The sequence below is a fragment of the Pseudomonas urmiensis genome (assembly GCF_014268815.2).
Lineage (GTDB): Bacteria > Pseudomonadota > Gammaproteobacteria > Pseudomonadales > Pseudomonadaceae > Aquipseudomonas > Aquipseudomonas urmiensis.
Map to the genome: position 1 here is coordinate 4,661,918 of NZ_JABWRE020000001.1, position 20,368 is coordinate 4,682,285.

The window sequence follows — 20,368 nt, forward strand, 5'->3', positions numbered from 1 at the left end:
TGCATTGCAGTCGTTCAAGGGCGCGGGGCGGCCGATGCCAGCAGCTCCTTGAGGATCGTCGCCGGATCGGCCCGCCGTTGCTGGCGGTACTCCCCGACGTGGCGGACGAACAGGGTGGCGCGGCTCTCCAGGCTCTTGCCCAGGACCGGCTTGAGATTGAGTTCTTGCTTGACCCGCTGGAACTGCGCCTGGATCACCGCGTCGGTGTAGCGCGTGCCGCTGGCCAGGTTGTCGATATAGATCGCCACCGCGCCATCGAGGGCGCTGCGGCCGTTGGCGATGGCGGCGCCGTACATGCGCGCGCTGGTCTGATCGCCAGCCGCTTGCGCCTTGGCCTGGGTGTTGCGCAGGTTGGTCAGGCGAATGTTGTAGTTGTTGATGGTTTCGGCCACCAGGGCTGCGGACTGGATCAAGTTGCCGGCGGCCTCCTCGCGCTGCTGGGCGATCAGCGAGACGTTGCGCTTGAGCTCTTCATTGACCAGGCCCAGCTCGGCTTGCAGGCGCGGGTCGGTGGCGCTGGCGATGATCCCGTCCAGGCGCTTGGTCGGGTCCTGAGCGTCATCGATGGCATCGGTCAGGCTGGCCAGGCGACCCTCCTTTTGCCACTGCTCGAACAGTTCCTGATAACGCGAACGCGGCGCCGACAGCGCGCCAATGGCCAGGCGAAAACCGGTGGTCTCGTTGCGCTGCTCGGTGCCGTCGGCGCCAAACAGCGGGTACTCCCGGCGCATGCCAGTGAACAAAGTGCCCTCGCCTTCCAGGTAGTTGCCGCCCTTGACCACGAAGCCGCCATAAGCGCCCTGGCGGCGCCCGGCATGGACCAGCTGGAACGACTCCTGCACCATCTCCGCAGCGTTGCCGATCACATCGAACAAGCCCAACGGGTTAGGCAACTTGGTGCCGATTGGCAACAGTCGCGCAGCCTGGCCTGTGCCGCCGGCGACCTGGTTGAACACCGCCCAGTCGGCCAACGGCCCTTCGCTGTCGCTGCCCTCGACTTTGCGCGGGAACAAGCGGCCCTCCAGCTCCTGGCGACTGACCAGCGAGCCACCGCGCGCGGCGAACTCCCACTCCACCTCGGTCGGCAGGCGCACGAAGCCAGTGCCGCCATCTTCGGCTTTGCTACCACGGCCACTGACCGGCAACAGCGCGCGGTGATGCTGCATCAGCCAGGCGCTGTACACCGCAGCGAAACGCTCGGCCTCAAAGCGCGACAGCTTGACCTTGGGCAGGCGCCCGGCCATGTCGGTGACTGGCGCGCACGCCGGCGGCTGCTCGCCACTGGCCAGCGCCTGGGCCTGGGCCATCACCTGGGCATACTGGCGGGCGGTGACTTCGTACTTGCCGATGAAATACATCATCGGTTTGAGCGGGCTTTTCGCGTCGACCTTGGGCAGGTTCGGCGAGACCTGCTGTTGCCACTGCGGGGCCAAGTCGGCCAGGCTGAACTGACCGTTGATGAAGTCGCGCCGATAGCCAGAAATGAACGACTGCTTGTAGCCCGCCTCGCCTTCGCTGAAGGGGTAACCCAGGCTCACCTCACGATCGTCGAGGCTGCCTTGGGCCAATACATAGACAGGGCGGAAGACGATTTCGCCGCCACAGGGCAGCGGCAGGCTGACATCTCCGGCCAAGGGTTTGGGGTTGTCCAACTTGTCAGCGGCGAGCGGCTGGCCAGTTTCAGCCTTGGCAGCTGCCTTGGGCTGTTCATCCTCTGCCTGAGAGCAGGCGCCCAGGCTGAGGGTGGCTAGGATCAGGGCCAGCGCCCCGAGGCGAAATTCAGACATCACGGATTCCTTCGCAAGCATCGATCCGCGCCACCCGCCAGCCACCCAGGGCGGCAGCCAAGGTGCTGGCCGAGAGGACGGCGAGCAGCGCGACGAGGTAGTGCAGGGGCAGCAGATGGCTGGCGTACTCGCCCGGCACCTGGGTGAACATTCGGTTCAGGCCGAGCTCGGCCAGGGCATACAACAGGCCGCCAAGGGCCGCGGCGAACACCCCGCTGTACAACGCCTGGAGCACCACGAACAGCAGCAGTGCGCCAGTGCCGAAGCCAAGCAGGCGTAGCACCGCCAACTCGCGCTGCTTGCGCTCGACCGCCGCCACCGCGCCTGCGCCGATGGCGGCGGTAGCACCAACGACAGCCAGGGCCGCGATGATCCAGAACACCAGGTCAAGGTTGCGGCTCAGCGACTGCACCTGGGCGATCTGCGCCGCCTGGGTCGACACCAGCCATTTGCGCTCGGCAAAGTACTGGCGCAGCGGCTCGACATCGTTCAGCGAGCGGGCATACAGGCGAAACGCCGGATACACCCGCTGGGTGGCATTGGCCTCGCGCTCACCGGCCCAGTCCAGGGCAGGCACGGCGCGGCCATCGCGATAATCTTCGGCGGCCTCCAGCAGCGTCAGCGAGGCAAATAGTCCATCGCGTTCAAAGGCTGCCAGCGGCAACACCGCCAGCACCTGCAGCTCGCTCTGGCGCCATTGCAACTGCCCCGCCTGCTGGCGGCTGAAGCTGGCCAGTAGCGAGTCACCGGCCTTGACCCCAAGCTTTTCTGCCGCAGTGAAGCTGAGCACCGCTTGTTGCAGGCCGGTTGGCACTGGCGCCCCTTGCAGCAACGGGTCACCGTCAGCGGTGGGAAGCATTTCCACCGTCACCGCACGGCCCTGTGCCGGTAGCCGCAACTCGGCTGTCGCGGCGATCTGCCGGGTCCGGGCAATGGCGAATGCCACCTCCTCGCGGGTAGCCAGATTGGCGATGAACGCGGCATCGAAACGACCACCGCCCAAGGGGATGATTTCGCGCACGCCAGGATCGCGCTGCAAGCGCTCGGTCAGGCTGCCGACCAAGCCGAACTTGAGCCCGAACAGCACCAGCAGCGGCGCAATCACCGCCACCAGCGCCAACACGCTGCAGGCCGACAGCCGTGCATCGCTGCGATAGTCCTGCCAGGCCAGGCTGGCGATCAGCAGCGGGCGCATCAGGCGGCCCTGCCCAAGGTCGCCGTGACACCACCATCGGCATCGCGCCGACAGCTCATGCGCAGCACCCGCAGGCCAGCGTCACGGGCCAGCTGTTCGTCGTGCGTGGCGATCACGCAGGTCACCCGGCGTGCCTCGGCCTGACGCAGCAACAGGCCCATGACCCGCTCGGCGTTGAGCGGATCCAGCGCCGCCGTCGGCTCATCGGCCAACAGCAGCACCGGCTGATGGGCCAGGGCGCGGGCGCAACTGACGCGCTGGCGTTGGCCGAGCGACAACGCCCCCGGGCGCTTTTCCAACTGGTCGTGGACATCCAGCGCTTGCGCCAGGCGCTCGACACTGCCGTCCTCGTCCAGCCCCAGCAGTTGCCGAGGCAGGCGAATATTGCCGCGCACATCGAGAAAGCCCAACAGCCCACCGGCCTGCAACACATAGCCCAGATGGCGGCTACGCAAGGCGGCCAGACGGTCGAGCCGATGACTGCGCCAGAGCCCGGCGATATCTTCCTCGCGGCCATCGAGGGCGAGGCCGAATGCCTGCGCAGCATCAGGTTCGAGCACCAGCGCGAGCAGGTCGAGCAAGGTGCTTTTGCCACAGCCACTGGGGCCGACCAACGCCACCCGCTCACCCGCCGACAAGCACAGCCGCTCGATCTCCAGGCTGTAGCGCTGGCTACCCTCGCCACGCGTCTTGCGCACCTCGTGCAGGTTGATCATCACGGCAGCGTCGACAGCGGGACACGATACAAGGCGTCACCCGGCTCGGCGTTGCCGAAACGCACCCAGTTGGCCATGTCGTTGTGGAAGGTTTCGTAGAGACGGATCTTCGAGTCGAGCTCGTCGATGAAGTCTTGCTGCTCGGCGACCGACAGCGACAGCCATAGGTCCTGGCTCATGCTCAGCGACTTGCTGCGGTACGGCAGCCCTTCCAGGTACTCGCCGAGCACACCGCTCTGGGCCAGATTGGTGCCCTTGCTCAGTGCCCCAGGATCGCGGCTCATGTAGGCACTGGCGCTGGCGATCTCATTGAAGAAATCGCCAGGCGAGCTACGGGTCTTGCGCGCGGCATCGACGATCAGCTTGAGCGACTGCTGCAAATCGTTGAGCTGCAGCTTGGTCAGCATCACGCACACCTGCAAGGTGGGCAGCGCAGGGTTGGTCAGGTCGCGGTCGGCGGTCCAGGCGCTGACCAGTTGCGGCGCCTGGCTGGCGCTTTGGCGGCCAAGGAAATCCATGTGCATGGCATAGCCGATGGCCTGCGACTTGGCAGCCAGGCTCGACGCCGAGGTCAGCAATGGCACCGGCTGGGGCTGCTGGCTACGCACCTGGTGGACCAACTCGGCGAAGGTCGAGCCGATCTCGCGCACGCGCTCGCCAAAGGCGTTGACGTCACCGCCGGGCACCGACACATACAGGTCGCCGATCTGCGGGTTGCTGTCGGCCGTCAGCACCCGGTACTGCTGCTCGGCGCCTGCATGATTCTTCTGCCCCGCCGGGGTGCGCAAGTGCAGGGCGTAGATCTTGATCTGCTTGCTCAAGGCGGCCTGGCGCACCTCGGCCTCGTTCATCTGGGTGCTGCTGTAGGGGTCGTTCTTGCGCAGCGCGCCGGCATCGCTGACCAACAGCACGATGCGCCCGCCATAGCCGTTCCAGTCCATGCCTTCAACGGCCTGCATGACCCCGGCAAAGGCATCTTCATTGAACGAGTGACTGGACACGCTGGTGGCCTTCACTTGCGCCGCAGCCTTGAGGAAGCGCGCCGGATCGCGGCCCTGCTCCAGGCTCACCAGGGTCTTGCTCAGGTAGTCCAGCCCCGGGGTGCGCTTGGTGCTATTGCGAAAGCCGATCAGGCCAAAGCTGACGCTGTCCAGCTCGCCACGTGCAGCCAACTGCTGTTGCAGCTCGCTGACCACTTGGCGCACGCGGTCGATGTAGGGCTGCATGGAAACCGAGGTGTCCACCACCAGCACGATACCGGTGCGAAACGCCTTGCCATCGGCACCCGCCACCCCGGCGGCCTTTGGCGCCGTGTCGCGGGCGCTGGCGCCGGGGTCGATCGAGGCGATGTTGAGCAGTTGCACCGGCTGGCCCTGGGCATCGAAGCTTTCGCGGAAATCGAAGATCGGCATCAGGTAGAACTGCTCTTGCGGCACGGCGCTGGCAGTCGGCTCCAAGGCCATGACCTGCGGCACCTGGTCGGGATGGTTCTGCGCCTTGAGCAACTGCTCGCGCGCCTGGCCGGTGTCATCGAGCAGGCGCTGCACGTCGTCGGCATTGCGCATGAACATCACCGGTGAGCGGCCGGAACGCTCGGTGAGCTTGAGCACCAGGCTTTGTTTCCAATCGCTGCTCGCGCTGGCCGGCAACCAGCCATCGCGCTGACCATCGCTGGAGCTGCCGACCTCGATCCACGGCTTACCGTCGACCTCCTTGCGTTGGTAGACATAGAGCACGCTGAACGCTGGCAAACGCTCGCCAGCACTGCCGTCAGGCTGATCGAGCAGCTGCGCGCCGGGCTGGCTGAGCACACGCTGGTACAGGGTCTTCTTGCCGGGCATCAGCAAAGGCCGCTGGTCATCGACGGCGGCGAGCGGTGTGCGCTCAGGCGCAGTTTGACCGGCTGTCTGCGCCACCGGCGATTGCTCTTGCGGCGCCTGCGCTGCGGGCTGCTGGTCGCCGCCAAGCAGCCAGAAGAACGCGCCACCAAGGCCCAGCGCAGCGGCAATGGCCAAGGCCAGGACCGCCTTGGCGGGTTTATTCGATGCCGATTTGGCAGCTGGCGCAGGGGCGCGGTCGACAGTGGCGGCGCTAACCGGCTCGGGCGCTGGCGGCGCCTTGGGGATCTCGATAGACACCGGCGTCAGCCCGGCCAGATCTGGCTTGGCCGGTGCCACTGGCGGCAGCGGCAGCGGCAGCGGGCGGATGACAGTGCTGTCAGTACTTTCTACCGGCAAGCGGTCAAGCGCTGCCAGCAAGGCGGCAGCGTCGGCGAAACGCTCATTCGGGTCCTTGGCCAGAAGCCCGCGCAAGATGTCCTGGTAACGGCCATGCTCGATGGGCAGTTCCGGCAGTGGCTCGGTGAGGTGCGCCAACGCCGTGGACAGCGCATCGGTGCCGTTGTACGGCAGCTTGCCGACCAGGATTTCATACAGCACCACGCCCAACGCGTAGAGGTCGGCGCGGCCGTCGATCTCAAGCCCGCGGGCTTGTTCCGGGCTCATGTAGCTGGGTGTGCCCACAGCAAACCCAGCCTGGGTGAACTGGGTGCGATCATCCAGCGACTTGGCGATGCCGAAGTCCGACAGCACGGCGGTGCCATCGGCGCGGAACAGGATGTTGGCCGGTTTGACGTCACGGTGCACCAGCCCCTGGGCGTGGGCATAGCCCAGCGCCTGGGCGATCTGGCGCACATACAACAGGCCCTGCTGCGGCGTCAGGCCGTCAGCGATGCGCTCCTTGAGCGTACCGCTGGGCAGAAACTCCATGGCCATGTAGTACAGCTCGCCCACATTGCCGATGTCGTGAATGGTGGCGATGTGCGGATGCGCCAAGCGGGCCAGGGTACGGCCTTCGCGCAAGAACCGCTCGCAGAAGGTCGGGTCGGCGGCCAGGCTCGCGGCCATGACCTTCAACGCCACCTTGCGCTGCAGTGAGCGCTGGGTGGCCAGGTAGACGCTGGCCATGGCGCCTTGGCCAATCTCGCCGTCGATGTCGAATCCGGGGATGTGCATGTCCATGCTCTGTTCAGTTCGCCTTTACGACCACAGCGGTGATGTTGTCCGGCGCGCCACGGGTCAGGCCCAGATGGACGAGGCTGCGCACCACTTGGTAGGGGTCGGCGTGGCCGAGCACTTCGGCGATCTCGTGATCTTCGGCGGTCTTGTTCAGGCCATCGCTGCACAGCAGGTAGGTATCGCCCGGCTGCACCTGCAAGGTGACGGCCTGCAGCTCGAGGTGATCCTCGACGCCAATGGCGCGGGTGACGATGTTTCCGCGTGGGTGCACGCGCGCCTCGGCCTCGTTGAGCAGGCCACTGTCCTGCAGTTCCTGGACGTAGCTGTGGTCGTGGGACAGGCGCTCTATGCTGCCATCGCGAAGGCGGTACAGCCGACTGTCGCCGGCCCACAGGCCAATCGCCTGGTCACCGCGTGCGGCCAGCACGACGACGGTACTGCCCATCATCGCCACGCCCCGGCGCAGCGTTTCCTCGCGCACCGTGCCATTGACCCAGGCCAGCCCGTCGCGCACCTCATCGACAAATTCGCCCAAGCCGTCGAGCATCGGCAGACTGCGCAGGCTGTCCACCGCCAGGCTGCTGACATAATCGCCCGCCGCATGCCCGCCCATGCCGTCGGCCACCGCCCACAAGCCCGCCCAGGTCAATTCCAGGCAGGCGTCTTCGTTGATCTTGCGGACCATGCCGACATGGCTGTAACTGGCCGCGGTGTAATGCATGGCGGTCATCTGCAATCTACCTCGTTGCCCAGGAGATACCCGGCGAAATCCTCACTGCGCGGCAACCCCACGCAGCGCATCAGGCCGGCGGCGATCCGCTCCGAACCCCTGCCCCACCACAGGCTCATGCCCTCGCAGGCACACTCGGCCAGGGCCAGTGCACGCCCTTCAGGGGTGGTGACGTGCAGCCTGCGCATCCCAGTGAACGAAGCCCGTGCGCCCGGCAGCTGGGGGCTGGCACCTGGGAAAGGCCGCAAGGCCGCCTCGAACTGTTCAAACGAAGCCTGCGGCTCAAGCGTTGCCAGCAGATCGCTCTCCACCTGCTCGAACCACTCATCCCCCCCAGACACTGCGGCTGCCAGCGACTCACCCGGTGCCAGTAGCTGCGCCACAGTCAGCGGAAAATAGCGCCCGACCCGGTCGATGCTCGGCATTACCACGCCGACCACCGGCGACTCGCCGCATACCCCCGGCGCCAGGGCAAAGCGCCACAGTGGGCTGACCAGATACGCCTGCAACCACTGCTCGCCCAACTGCTGCTGGCTGGCCTGCAGCCCCGCCGCCAGCCATTGATCCCAGGGCTGGATGAAGCTCTGCGGCAAACCGCGACTGACAAAATCGCCGCGACTGGCGAGCTTGCCGTAGAAGCCGAAATCGTTCACAGGCGCTCCGGCAGGCTGAAGCCACTGACGCGGCTGCGGAACGGGTTGAACGCGCTGCTGGCGCGCAGCTCGTACGAGACACTGGCACCATCGACGCGCAGACGCAGGTTGAAGCGCTCAGGCGAGCCGGCGGCGACCAGGTCGGACTGATCGAGCAGGCGGAACCAGGCCCACGGCCCCTCCATGGTCAGCCCGGAGCGGCCGCTGGCGGCAGGCGGCGAGATCGACAGCCGGACCACGCCAATGCTGTTGGGATTAGGCCATTGCAGCGCTACCGGCCGGCTCGGGCCGTGGTCATAGCTGACCTGCTGGCCATCCAGATCGAGCAAGAACTGGGTGATCGAGGCATCCATCGCCACCGGTTTGAGCTCGAAGCGTACCCCCGGCTGCATGCCGCCGCTGGCACGGAAGTAGGCATCGCGAATGGCGGCGGCGCGCTGGAAGGTGGCCAGGACGTTGCTGTTGATACCCAGCTTCTGCGCCGCCCCCGGCTGCCAGCTCCACGGCGTCGAGGAGGTGTTGACGTAGGGTTGCAGGTATTTGCGGAAGTAGTTGTCCATTACCCCGCCCACCCCAAAGAACTGACCAAAATCTTCCAGGGTGGCATCGCGCGCACTGCCGGCCACTAGCGGATAACGGCCACTGAGCGACTGGCGGTAGACGTTGAGCACTTCGCTGTTCCAGGCGGCATTGAGCTGGTTGCGCACCCCACCCATGACAATGGTGTGGGTCGAGCCGAGCACCGAACTCACCAGGTTCTGCACCACCTCGGGCTGACGTGCAGCGCCCAGGGCGACACGCTGCGCAGTGGCCTGGGCCTGGTTCTTGGCTTCGCCCAGCAGCGCGTCGCCACTGGCGCCAACCATGGCGCTGACCTGCACGTACAGGGCATTGAGGTCGCTGAGCAGTGCATCGATGGCCGCTGGCTGGCCTTCGCTGGTTTCCACCAGGGTGGCCAGCTCGGCGAAGTGCGCGGTCACCGGGTCCAGCTCACGCGCGGCGGGGTCGTCGCTGGGTAGCGGCGCATCACCCAACAGACCGCCCAGGCGCTGACGCAGCTGATCGACCCCGGCCTGCTCGGCCTTGGCCTGGACCTTGTCGAGGCTGGTCGGCTGCGCCAGGTTGGTTTGCTTGGCCGCCGCCTGCAGTAACTTCTTCATCGGCGAGGTCGGACCGGACAGCACCCGCAGCACATCTGCGGCCTGCCCGACACTGGTGATCGGCACGAAGTCGAGGTCGGCCAGCAGCGCATCCCAATGGCGGATATAGTCCTGGTAATACAGTTGCAGCACATCGGCGGCCAACCGCTTGGCATCGCCCGACTCGCTGGCCTCGCGGCCCAGCACCCAGCGCTCTTCGGCCAGCGTCTCGCTGTGCGCAAGGCTCGCAGCGAGAAACGCCTTGCGGTAGCCCTCGACGGAGAAGATGCCCGGCAGCGGCTCGTCCAACGGCTTGCCGCTCTTGCGTCGGAACACCAGCGCCGCATCGCGCCCGGCAGCGTCGCTGATGCGAAAATCGCTGACCCCAGCCGGCAGTTTCTGCCGCTTGACCCGGTCATAGACGCGCTGGGCTACCGGCAACTGCTGCAGTTGGCGGCGCACGTCCTCGACCAGGCGTTGGTCCAGGCGGGCATTTGGCGGCCGGCGCTCGAACAGCGCCTGCAAGTGCTGCTCAAGGGCCTGGCGCTGCTCGGGCGCCAGGTCGCGCGGCAGACTGCGCTCCCAATCGAGGCTGATCCAGGCCTTGATGAACTCAGGGTCGTAATGCTCGCTGTCGGCGAGCATCAGGTAAGCCTTGAGGCCCTCGTAGAGGTAATCGGACGGGCCACCGGCATACAGCTGCTCCTCGATGCGTGTCACCAGCCGGGGGGCGAACACAGCGATCAGCAATTTGCGATAGACGCTGTTCGATTCGCCTTCGAGCATATCGCCCTGGTACAGCCCCAGGCCCTCGGCCCAGCTCGGCGGGTTGTCGGCCAGGCCGCGCACGGCATTGAGCAGCCCCAGCACTTCAAGCACGTTGCGCTGCGCCGGGCTCAGCGCCTGCACACTCCTGCCCAACGGCTTGAGCCGGCTGTCGACTTCGGCGATGTACTGCTGGTTGGCGCGATAGCTGAGGGTCCACAAGGTGCCGACCACCAGCACCAGGGCCACGCTCAGGGCCAACGCGCCGCGGGCGATCCACTTGCGCCGGCGCTCGACCTGCGGGTTGCTGCCGACCAGCCCGCGCTCGGCGAAGGCTACGGCGCTGAACAGGCGCTCGATGAAATAACTGCGGCCGGTACCGCTCTGGCGGGCCAGGTGGGCACGATCCAGGCCCATGCTCTGGGCCATGCTGCCGATCAGCCGGTCGATCGGGCTGCCTTCCTGGGTACCGCTGGTGAAGTAGACGCCGCGCAGCAGCGCGCGGTCTTCGAAGGCGTTGGGTTTGAACACGCCATCGAGGAAGGTCTTGAGGTTGCCGCGCAAGGCCGCGAACTGCTGCACGAAGCCGTACACCAAGTCACGCCTGGCCGGGTCGCGCTCCTGTTGCAGGCGCTCGACCAGACGCTGGTTGAGGCGCTGCTCGAGCAATGCGAACTCGCTGCCGAACTGGGCCAGCGGGCCTTCGCCGTGCTGGCCGTCGTCCAGGCCAAAGGTCATGCCCCAGACCTGGGCGCGCTCGTCCTTGCCGAGGTTGTCGAAGAACTCCATGAAGCCCGGCACCAAGTCGAGCTTGGTCAGCATCAGGTAGATCGGGAAGCGCACGCCCAACTGGCTGTACAGCTCCTGGATCCGCGTGCGGATCGCCACGGCATGCGCGGCGCGCTCGGCCTCGCTGCCCAGCAGCAGGTCAGACAGGCTGATGGCGATGAACGCGCCATCGATGGGCCGGCGCGAGCGCTGGTTCTTCAGCAGGTCGAGAAAGCCCAGCCAGGCCGCCTTGTCGACTTGCGCGTGGCTGTCCTGGGTGGTGTAGCGGCCAGCGGTGTCGAGCAGCACCGCCTGGTCGGTGAACCACCAGTCGCAGTTGCGTGTACCGCCCACGCCACGAATGGCGCCCTCGCCCATCTGCGCCGCCAGCGGAAAGTGCAGGCCGGAATTGACCAGCGCCGTGGTCTTGCCCGAACCGGGTGGGCCGATGATCACGTACCACGGCAGCTCATACAGGTTGCGCCGCTCATCGCCCCCCAGGCGGGCCTTTTTCAGCAACTGCAAGGCTTCGTCCATGCGCTGGCGCAGGGTCGCCAGCTCTTCGGCGGTGGCGACGCTGGCAGGGTCGGGCGCGCTCTCTGCGGCCAGGCTCTGGATCACCTTGGCCGCCTGCCGGCGGGCCTGGACGATACGCCACAGGCGATAGCCGAGCCAGCCGGCGAACAGCAGGATGATCAACACCCAGCGCGGCGCCGCTGGCACCAGCACATCGAGCAGCGGGCCGACGAACCAGATGATCAGGCTCAGGGCCAACAGGCCCAGCAGCGGAATCACCCAGCGGATGACAAAACTGAAAAACGCCTTCACTCGACGCCCTCCGCCAAAACGGTGATTTCAACCCGGCGATTCTTCGCGCGGCCTTGGGCGCTGTCGTTCGACGCCAGCGGTTCGGTATCGCTCAGGCCTTGCGCGGTGAAGCGCTCAGGCTGGCCAGTACGCGCCGCGAGGATTTCGCGCACTTGTTCGGCGCGGGCTTGCGACAGTGCCCAGTTGGAGGGGAAGCGCAGTGTCGCGATCGGTCGGTTGTCGCTGTGCCCGGAGACCCGCACGTTGCCCTTGACCTTGGCTACGGCCTCGGCGATGCGCAGCATCAGCGGCTCGAAATCGCCCTTGATGCTGGCGCTGGCGGAGGCAAACAGTTCATCGCCACGAATGGTCACCACCGAGCGGTCGACCGCATCCTCGACACTGACTCGACCGGCCTTGATGTCGTCTGCCAGGAACCCCGCCAGGCGCGGGCGCTCCACCGGTTTTGCCTGGACCACTGGCCGGTCCATCGCCTGCACCGGAATTTCCCCCAGCGCATGGATGCCACGAAACACCGGCTCGGCATCGGCGGCCAGCTTCAGGCGCAGGCCGAACAGCACCAGCAACAGCAGGGCCAGGGCCACCGCCAGGCCAACCCAGGGCGGTACGAACTGCGCCAAGCGATCACGCGTCACCGTCACCCCACGCCAATGCGGCGACAGTTCGCGCTCGACCTCACCGCGGGCACTACGAATCGCCGAGGCGGTGCGTTCGCGCAGCGCTTCCAGTTGCGCCCGGCCGCCGTTCATCACCCGGTAGCGACCTTCGAAACCGAGGCTGGTGCACAGGTACAACAGCTCCAGCAGGTTCAGCCGCTCACGCGGGCTCTGCAGGCAATGTTCGAGCAGTTGAAACACCTTCTCGCCGCCCCAGGCCTCGTTGTGCACAGTGATCAACAGGCTCTGCTTGCTCCAGTCACTGCTGCTGCCCCAAGGCGTGCTGAGCACCGCCTCGTCGAGCGCGGTGCACAGGGCATAGCGCGCCAGCAGCACCTCGTTGCGCGCCACCCCGGCAGCCTCGGCGCGCTCCTCGAACTGGCGCAGGTAGGCCAGCAGTTGCGCGCGCAAACTGGCCGGAGCCGGATGCGCAATGGTGTTGCGCAAGCGGGTGAGCAGCGCCAGCAGCGGACCCGCCGCCTGCTCCAGCGGATTGAGCCCCTGGGCCTGGCCCAGCGCCAGTGGCTCGGCGGGCAGGTTCAGCGGCGCCGGGGCTGGCTGGGCCGCTGCGGCCGGTTGCGGGCCACGGCCACCGGGCCTGGGCATGAACTGGGTGCGGTCGAACGCCTGCGGATCGTCGGAGTGCATCGCGGCTTATCCTCGAATGGCCCAGAAGGCCAGGCTCAGGCCGGGGAACTCGCCGGCGACATAGAAGGCGAAACCACCGGAATGCTGCAATTGCTTCCAGTGCTCGCTGCCGCGGTCCAGCTCAAAGTAGGTCGAGCCGGCATGGAACGGGATCTGCCGTGGCGCCACCGGCAACGGCAGCAGGCCGATACCCGGCAGTTGCAGGTTGACCATGTCGCGGATGTGCTCCACCGAGCCGACCTTGCTCTGCTGGCCGAACCGGCTGCGCAGGGTCTCGCTGGGCACATCGGCGCGCACCACCAGGATGAAGCTGGCGCTGTCGAGCAGGCTGCGGTCGGCGAGCATGGCCACGTGAATGCCGTAGGCCTTCTCGATGATCGGGATGGCGACCGCCTTGCTGTCGATCAGCATCGACAGCGCTTCGCGCAACGCGCTCATGACCGGGGCGAAGGTGGCCGCAAGATCGTCGTGCTGGTACACCGGATAGCTGGCCGGACGCCGGCCTTCACTGCAGAAGGTGGCGAACTCACCGGCCAGGCTGACCAGCTCGCTGTACAGCCGCTCGGGGTGCAGCGGGCTGAGCTGGTTGAGGTGCTCGAGCAGTGGCTGGGCGCGGTTGACCAGTTGCAGCAGCATGAAGTCGGCAATTTCCGAGGCGCCGCCGTTGGCCGAGGCCACCACCCGCCCGGCCAACGCTTCGCCACGCTGGTGCAGCAGGCCCAGCAGTTCGCTGCGAAACCCCGAGAGCAGGTTGTTGGCACTGACATCCAGCAGCGGCGCAATGTAGTTGTCGTCGAGCACCAGGGCGCGGTCGGCGCGCTTCTCACGGATACGCACCACACCCAGCGCGGCATGATCGCTGACCCCATCGACCTCAAGTAGCAAGCGCAGGGCGCGGCTGCCCAAGGCCAGCGGCGCTCGGTTCTCGAACGGGGCGTTATCGTCACGCACCTCGCTGATACGGCTGACGTAGCGCGCCCCCTCGGCAGCTTCGCCTTCATCGACGGTATCGCGGGCGCCAGAGCGCTTGAGCGGCAGGCCCAGGTAGATCAGGCCATCGCGCAGGTCATCAGGAATCTCCAGTGGCGGCGGCGGCAGGTCATCGCGAGGGATATCGAACGGCGTGCCGTCAGGCAGCAGGCCGCGGGCGCTGAGGATCGCCAGCTTGCCCTGGGCCAGCAGGCCCTGGTCGATCAGCAGCTCGGAGAAACCCCAGGCAGCGCAGGACAATGGCCGGCTGCGGGCATCGATGAAGTTCTCCAGGTAGCGGTCTTGCTGCTGGAAGTGCTGGGTCGTGATGAACATGCCTTCCGACCAGACCACGCGATTGTTCCAGGACATGGGTTCTCCGATTGCCTAGCGGGCAGACTCAATGGGTTGGACGGCCACGGCGCTGCGCACGGCGCGCACATCGAGGCTGATCTGATAATCGCGCGGTGGCACAGGGAGCACGCTGCGCCACTGGGCTTGGTCGATTTCGCGGTAGCCGACCACCAGGCCAATCTGGCGGGTGGCCGGGTCGAGGGGACGCTCGACGCTCAATTGTTCTCCGGGCTGCAGCAGCACCTCGTCCTGGTCGAGCAGGTCGGCGGCCAAGGTCGCCTGGGCGCGCTCGGCCAGGGCGAAGTAGTCGGCGCGGGCAAACGCCGCGCTGTTTTTCAGCTCGTAGATACGCACCCGGACAGGCGCAGGTATACCGCTGGCACCTGGGTTGAGGCCTTCGGCGGCGCTGAAGTACAGGGTCACGGCATGGCCGGCGGCGGCCTGTTCGGCCACTGGCGCTACGCTCGCATCCTTGCTGCAGGCACTGAGCAGTGCGAGAGCCGCGACTGCGATCAGTCTTGTTGCATTCATCCTCGTCCTCATGACGTCTTGGTGTTCTTCCTGTCCTGCTGCGTGTGCCTCAGGAGCGTTGCAAGCGAGCGCTGTGAGCCTCGTAGGCGCGGCTGAACTCGCGGCCGAACAAGTCTTGGAAATCGTCCTCGGCCTCGCGCGAAATCTGCCCGTAAAGTTCGGTGAACTGCTGCCAGCAATGGGCTTGGCGCGAGCCACCGAACAGCTTGGCCAAGCCTGCGGCGGGGGCTAGACGCGCCTCCAGGCGAGCAGGTTCGAAGCGCGTCAGCAGGTGCTTGATCGCGGCTTCCACGCCAGCCATCACCGCCAACTGATGGGCGCGCAGGTCATCGAAGCTGTCGCGTACCGCCTGGTCCGGAGCGAGAAACGCCTGATTGCCATGACGCAGCAGCAACAGCAGGGCTTCGTCAGCGTTGGGGGCGAACTTCAGGGGGTTGTTCTGCACCGGGGCGATGGAGGTCTGTTGCATGCGGAACTCACCCTTGAGGCTGCTGCGTGCACGCAATACGTCGATCAGCCCTTCGACCATCAGCCGGTAGCTGCGGCCGATAGCTTCCATCTGCGCCGTGGCGTCACCGCCATCGATACGCAGATGCTCGATGCCCGCACCACGCAGGAAGGCCTGCAGCAGCGCATCGCCATCGACCGCCTGTGCCGCTGCACGCGGCACAGGCTCAGGTGCCTGCTGGGGCAGCTCTGGTGGCACAGGCGCAGTAGTTTGCGCTGGCGCCAGCGGCGCAGCGGCCGGGGCAGGCGGCACAGCTTGCGCCAGTGCAGCAGCCGGCGGCAGGTCATCGAGCAGGTGCCAGTCCGCTGGAATCACCCCTGGCCCGGCAGGTGCGGGCGCAGCCTCAGCTGGCGCGGGTGGCGCCACCAGCGTGGGTGGGCGGAAATCGTGTTGCTGGGCGGGCAGGTGATCGGCTTGACTGGCCGCAGGCACGGAAGATGGGCCGAGAAAGTCGAACAGATCCGGCAGGGTGTCGTGGCTCGACGCCCCCTGCAAGAACGCCGCAGGTGCCGGGGCAATCGGTGAGCTGGAGGCACTCGCCTGATTGGCCATCAACGCTTCGAAGCTCTGCGCTTGCGGCTGTCCGCCAGCACCCAGGGAAAAGCCCGCATCGACCCGCGCCTGGATCTCGTAATCGCCAATCCGAATAACTTCGCCATCCATCAATGGCTCACTGTTGCCGCGGCGCAGGCGAATACCGGCGTGAACTAACTCCACACCGTTTGTACTGTTATCGGTCAGATAGTATCGGCCATCCCTGAATTGGATGACGCAATGTTGTGAAGATACCAAGCGTTCAGGATCGGGCAGTACCCAGTCATTATCAGGGCCACGACCAATAGTGATGGCACTACTTTCCACGACCTTCTCCGAGCATTGTCCCGGGGTGATCTTGTGGTAACTAGTAATTGTTAGGCAAAGTGCCACCACGCCTCCTGCATATATTGCAACGCTCGATTCCATTCATTTGAGTGTTTCAGCACAATCGTCCAAAAAACTCAGTAAACCCATTGAATTTCCTGGGTATTCTTGCGGTTCTTTGCGCTTGGATCGTGAATTCTAACCACACGAAACTCGCACTTTGCTGGCAGTCGACCAATGGCGCTCAACACCTGCCAACTCGATCACACCCCCACTCGAGGGCGGCTAGCTTACCTTGACAGCAATTTGGAAATAAACCATAAATGCGCAACTTGAGAGTGCCAAAGTGATATCACTGTGATGTCAACTTCGCATTCTTTGACAAGTTTGTGCGCCAGTTCACATAACGCAACTCGCGCCAATCAAGCCCCCACCACGGGCCGATATGGAGATCGAATTCTGGTGAACTCGCCGTTGCTGCTCGCCGCTGTTTGCGCAGACTTTCCTTGCGGCGAAGACCTCGAATACGACCCGGACTTCCTGCAACTGGAGCGCGATGCCCAGGGCCGGCCCGAGCGTGTCATGGGCGATGCCATCCAGCCTGCCGAGCCACCACAGTGGCGTGCTATCGAAGCGTCTTGCAGCGCGTTGCTGCAACGCAGCAAAGACCTGCGCATCACCCATTTTTTGCTGCAGGCCAACCTCGCCCTGCACGGCTTGCCAGGCCTGGCCGCCAGCCTCGAACTGATCCGCGACTTGCTCGATGAGTACTGGCTGCACGTGCACCCGCAGCTCGATGCCTCCGACGACAACGACCCTACCGTGCGCATCAACGCCCTCGCCGGGCTGACCTGCGATGCCAACATTGCCCTGCTGCGCGAAGCCGTGCTGGCCCGCTCGCGCGCCTTTGGCCCGGTGAGCCTGCGCGCGGCACTCAATGCCGCCGGTGTACAGCACTTCGCCAGCGAGCAGCTGAGCGTCGAAGAACTGGCCGCGGCCCTGCGCGACGCCGATCCCGAACAACTGGCCCAGACCCGTCAGGCCCTGGCCGCAGCCCGCGAAGCCTGCGAGGCCATCGAGCGACGCGTCAGCGATCAGGTCGGTTCGGCCAGCGGGGTCGACCTCAGCGCCCTCAAGCAGCCACTGCGCCAGGCGCAGCAAGTGCTTGGCGATTACGCGCCAGGCGGCGAACTGCCACTGAGCCAAGCCCAGAGTGGCGCTGACGACAGCCCAGGCAGCGACCAGCAAAGCGCCGCGCAGCCTGCGCAAAGCCTGCGCCCATCAGCTCGCCCCGGTGAGGTCAGCAGCCGCGAAGAGGTGCTGCAAAGCCTTGACCGCCTGCTCCAGTACTACGCCCGTCACGAGCCGTCGAGCCCGTTGCCGGTGCTGCTGCGCCGGGCCAAGAACCTGGTCAATGCCGACTTCGCGACCATCGTCCGCGACCTGATCCCGGACGGTCTCTCGCAATTTGAAAACCTGCGCGGTCCCGAGGCCGACTGAGCCCCACGCGCACCGCTTAACCGACGCCCGCAACAGACGAAGCCGCCGCACCGGCGACCAGGAGGAACAACGTGGCGAACACCAGCTCCCAGAAATTCATCGCACGCAACCGTGCGCCGCGGGTGCAGATCGAATACGACGTCGAGCTGTATGGCGCCGAGAAGAAAGTCCAATTGCCGTTCGTCATGGGCGTGCTCTCGGACCTTGCCGGCAAACCCGCCGAGCCGCTACCGGCTGTGGCCGAGCGCAAGTTCCTGGAGATCGACGTCGACAACTTCGACTCGCGCCTCAAGGCCATGCAGCCGCGGGTAGCATTCAACGTGCCCAACGAGCTGACCGGTGAAGGCAACCTGAGCCTGGATATCACCTTCGAGAGCATGGACGACTTCAGCCCTGCAGCGGTGGCGCGCAAGATCGACGCGCTCAACCAGCTGCTCGAAGCACGCACCCAGCTGGCCAACCTGCTGACCTACATGGACGGCAAGACCGGCGCCGAGGACATCATCCTCAAAGCGATCAAAGACCCTGCCCTGCTGCAGGCCCTGGCCAGCGCGCCAAAGCCTGCCGACGTTGACCCAAGCGCCTGAGGAGACCGCCCATGAACGATCCATTGCGCGACACCCAGTCGCAACCGGCCACCACCCAGGAGCCGAGTGAATTCGCAGCGCTGCTGCTGCAAGAGTTCAAGCCCAAGACCGAGCGCGCCAAGGAAGCCGTCGAGAGCGCCGTGCGCACCCTCGCCGAACAAGCCCTGGCACAGACCAACCTGGTCTCCAACGATGCCATCGGCTCGATCGAGCAGATCATCGCCGCCATCGACGCCAAGCTCACCGCCCAGGTCAACCAGGTCATCCATCACCCCGACTTCCAGCAGCTGGAAAGCGCCTGGCGTGGCCTGCACTACCTGGTCAACAACACCGAGAGCGACGAGCAGCTGAAGATCCGCGTGCTCAACATCTCCAAGAACGACCTGCACAAGACCCTGAAGAAATTCAAGGGCACCGCCTGGGACCAGAGCCCGGTGTTCAAGAAGCTCTACGAAGAAGAGTACGGTCAGTTCGGCGGCGAGCCTTATGGCTGCCTGGTCGGCGACTACTACTTCGACCAGTCGCCACCGGATGTCGAGCTGCTCGGCGAGATGTCCAAGGTGTGCGCCTCGATGCACGCGCCGTTCATTTCCGCCGCCTCGCCGACGGTGATGGGCATGGGTTCGTGGCAAGAGCTGTCCAACCCACGTGACCTGACCAAGATCTTCACCACCCCGGAATACGCCGGCTGGCGCTCGCTGCGTGAATCGGAAGACTCGCGCTACATCGGCCTGACCATGCCGCGCTTCCTCGCACGCCTGCCATACGGGGCCAAGACCGATCCGGTGGAAGCCTTCGCCTTCGAAGAAGACACCGACGGCGCCGACAGCAGCAAGTACACCTGGGCCAACGCGGCCTACGCGATGGCGGTCAACATCAACCGTTCGTTCAAGTACTACGGCTGGTGCTCGCGCATCCGTGGCGTTGAATCGGGCGGCGAGGTACAGGGCCTGCCGGCGCACACCTTCCCCACCGATGACGGTGGCGTGGACATGAAGTGCCCGACCGAAATCGCCATTTCCGACCGCCGCGAGGCAGAGCTGGCGAAAAACGGCTTCATGCCGCTGCTGCACAAAAAGAACACTGACTTCGCCGCGTTCATCGGCGCCCAGTCGCTGCAAAAGCCGGCCGAATACGACGATCCGGACGCCACCGCCAACGCCAACCTGGCTGCGCGCCTGCCGTACCTGTTCGCCACCTGCCGTTTCGCCCATTACCTCAAGTGCATCGTTCGCGACAAGATTGGCTCGTTCAAGGAAAAGGACGAGATGCAGCGCTGGCTGCAGGACTGGATCCTCAACTACGTCGACGGCGATCCGGCGCACTCCACCGAGACCACCAAGGCCCAGCACCCACTGGCGGCTGCCGAAGTGGTGGTCGAGGAAGTCGAGGGCAACCCGGGTTACTACAACTCGCGCTTCTACCTACGCCCGCACTACCAGCTCGAAGGGCTGACCGTGTCGCTGCGCCTGGTTTCCAAGCTGCCATCGGCCAAGAGCGCCTAAACCCCGCTAAGGGCGGCACCGCCGCCCTCTAGCACTGCCAAACGACGCGACATTCCGGAGACATCATGGCTGTAGATATTTTCATCAAGATCGGCGACATCAAGGGCGAGTCCATGGACAAGGCCCACAAGGACGAGATCGACGTGCTCAACTGGAGCTGGGGCATGTCCCAGTCCGGCAACATGCACATGGGCGGTGGCGGCGGTGCCGGCAAGGTCAATATCCAGGACCTGTCGATCACCAAGTACGTCGACAAATCCAGCCCGAACCTGATGGCCCACTGCTCCAGCGGCAAGCACATCGACAAGGTCAAGCTGACCGTGCGTAAAGCCGGCGGCGAAAGCCAGGTCGAGTACCTGATCATCAACCTTGAAGAAGTGCTGATCAGCTCGCTGAGCACCGGCGGCTCGGGCAGCGATGATCGCCTGACCGAAAACGTCACCCTGAACTTCGCCAAGGTCACCGTCGACTACCAACCGCAGAAGGCCGATGGTTCCAAGGAAGGCGGGCCGATCAAGTACGGCTGGAACGTGCGCTCCAACGTCAAGATCTGATCTGGGCGTCGGCCTTTTCGCGGGCAAGCCCGCTCCCACAATGGCCATCGGTTGCCCCTGTGGGAGCGGGCTTGCTCGCGAAGCAGGCGACGCGGTC

15 protein-coding genes are annotated in these 20,368 nt (G+C 65.5%); 4 read left to right on the forward strand and 11 right to left on the reverse strand.

Features of this window, described 5'->3' with window-relative positions:
- Positions 1–14: 14 nt before the first annotated feature.
- Genes HU737_RS21115 through tagH form a run of 11 tightly spaced genes read right to left on the reverse strand, consistent with a single transcriptional unit; the run spans position 15 to position 16,191 of the window.
- Positions 15–1,787, reverse strand: coding sequence for a formylglycine-generating enzyme family protein (locus tag HU737_RS21115; RefSeq protein WP_186552821.1), 1,773 nt, complete (start codon positions 1,785–1,787; stop codon positions 15–17).
- The gene (locus HU737_RS21120; protein WP_186552822.1) at positions 1,780–2,982 is read right to left on the reverse strand and encodes an ABC transporter permease; all 1,203 of its coding nucleotides are present in this window, start codon (positions 2,980–2,982) and stop codon (positions 1,780–1,782) included. Before HU737_RS21120 ends, HU737_RS21115 begins: the two co-directional genes overlap by 8 nt.
- A complete protein-coding gene (locus HU737_RS21125; RefSeq protein WP_186552823.1) occupies positions 2,982–3,698 on the reverse strand; it encodes an ABC transporter ATP-binding protein in 717 nt (238 codons plus the stop codon). The genes HU737_RS21120 and HU737_RS21125 overlap by 1 nt, the downstream gene beginning before the upstream one ends.
- Entirely contained in the window at positions 3,698–6,718 is a 3,021-nt protein-coding gene (locus tag HU737_RS21130) for a serine/threonine-protein kinase (protein ID WP_186552824.1), read from the reverse strand. The genes HU737_RS21125 and HU737_RS21130 overlap by 1 nt, the downstream gene beginning before the upstream one ends.
- 7 nt (positions 6,719–6,725) lie before the next feature.
- Positions 6,726–7,445 carry a PP2C family protein-serine/threonine phosphatase gene (locus tag HU737_RS21135; protein ID WP_186552825.1) on the reverse strand — a complete coding sequence of 240 codons (720 nt, stop codon included), beginning with the start codon at positions 7,443–7,445 and terminating at the stop codon, positions 6,726–6,728.
- A complete protein-coding gene (gene tagF / locus HU737_RS21140) occupies positions 7,442–8,098 on the reverse strand; it encodes a type VI secretion system-associated protein TagF (RefSeq protein WP_186552826.1) in 657 nt (218 codons plus the stop codon). Before tagF ends, HU737_RS21135 begins: the two co-directional genes overlap by 4 nt.
- Positions 8,095–11,598, reverse strand: coding sequence for a type VI secretion system membrane subunit TssM (tssM, locus tag HU737_RS21145; RefSeq protein ID WP_186552827.1), 3,504 nt, complete (start codon positions 11,596–11,598; stop codon positions 8,095–8,097). Before tssM ends, tagF begins: the two co-directional genes overlap by 4 nt.
- The gene (locus tag HU737_RS21150) at positions 11,595–12,902 is read right to left on the reverse strand and encodes a DotU family type VI secretion system protein (protein ID WP_186552828.1); all 1,308 of its coding nucleotides are present in this window, start codon (positions 12,900–12,902) and stop codon (positions 11,595–11,597) included. Before HU737_RS21150 ends, tssM begins: the two co-directional genes overlap by 4 nt.
- 6 nt (positions 12,903–12,908) lie before the next feature.
- Positions 12,909–14,243, reverse strand: a complete 1,335-nt coding sequence (tssK, locus tag HU737_RS21155) for a type VI secretion system baseplate subunit TssK (protein ID WP_186552829.1) — start codon at positions 14,241–14,243, stop codon at positions 12,909–12,911.
- Between the two features lie 15 nt (positions 14,244–14,258).
- Positions 14,259–14,756, reverse strand: coding sequence for a type VI secretion system lipoprotein TssJ (gene tssJ, locus HU737_RS21160; protein ID WP_186552830.1), 498 nt, complete (start codon positions 14,754–14,756; stop codon positions 14,259–14,261).
- Positions 14,757–14,805: 49 nt separating this feature from the next.
- The gene (gene tagH / locus HU737_RS21165; RefSeq protein WP_186552831.1) at positions 14,806–16,191 is read right to left on the reverse strand and encodes a type VI secretion system-associated FHA domain protein TagH; all 1,386 of its coding nucleotides are present in this window, start codon (positions 16,189–16,191) and stop codon (positions 14,806–14,808) included.
- Positions 16,192–16,587: 396 nt separating this feature from the next.
- On the opposite strand from tagH, the gene tssA reads away from it, so the two are divergent.
- The 4 genes from tssA to HU737_RS21185 all read left to right on the forward strand — a co-directional run bounded on the left by tssA (position 16,588) and on the right by HU737_RS21185 (position 20,271).
- Positions 16,588–17,625: a type VI secretion system protein TssA gene (gene tssA / locus HU737_RS21170; RefSeq protein ID WP_186552832.1), complete on the forward strand. Its 1,038-nt coding sequence runs from the start codon at positions 16,588–16,590 to the stop codon at positions 17,623–17,625.
- Positions 17,626–17,696: 71 nt separating this feature from the next.
- Positions 17,697–18,212: a type VI secretion system contractile sheath small subunit gene (gene tssB, locus HU737_RS21175; protein ID WP_186552833.1), complete on the forward strand. Its 516-nt coding sequence runs from the start codon at positions 17,697–17,699 to the stop codon at positions 18,210–18,212.
- An 11-nt stretch (positions 18,213–18,223) separates the two neighbouring features.
- Positions 18,224–19,717: a type VI secretion system contractile sheath large subunit gene (gene tssC / locus HU737_RS21180; RefSeq protein WP_186552834.1), complete on the forward strand. Its 1,494-nt coding sequence runs from the start codon at positions 18,224–18,226 to the stop codon at positions 19,715–19,717.
- A gap of 65 nt (positions 19,718–19,782) precedes the next feature.
- The gene (locus HU737_RS21185; protein WP_186552835.1) at positions 19,783–20,271 is read left to right on the forward strand and encodes an Hcp family type VI secretion system effector; all 489 of its coding nucleotides are present in this window, start codon (positions 19,783–19,785) and stop codon (positions 20,269–20,271) included.
- Positions 20,272–20,368: the final 97 nt, after the last annotated feature.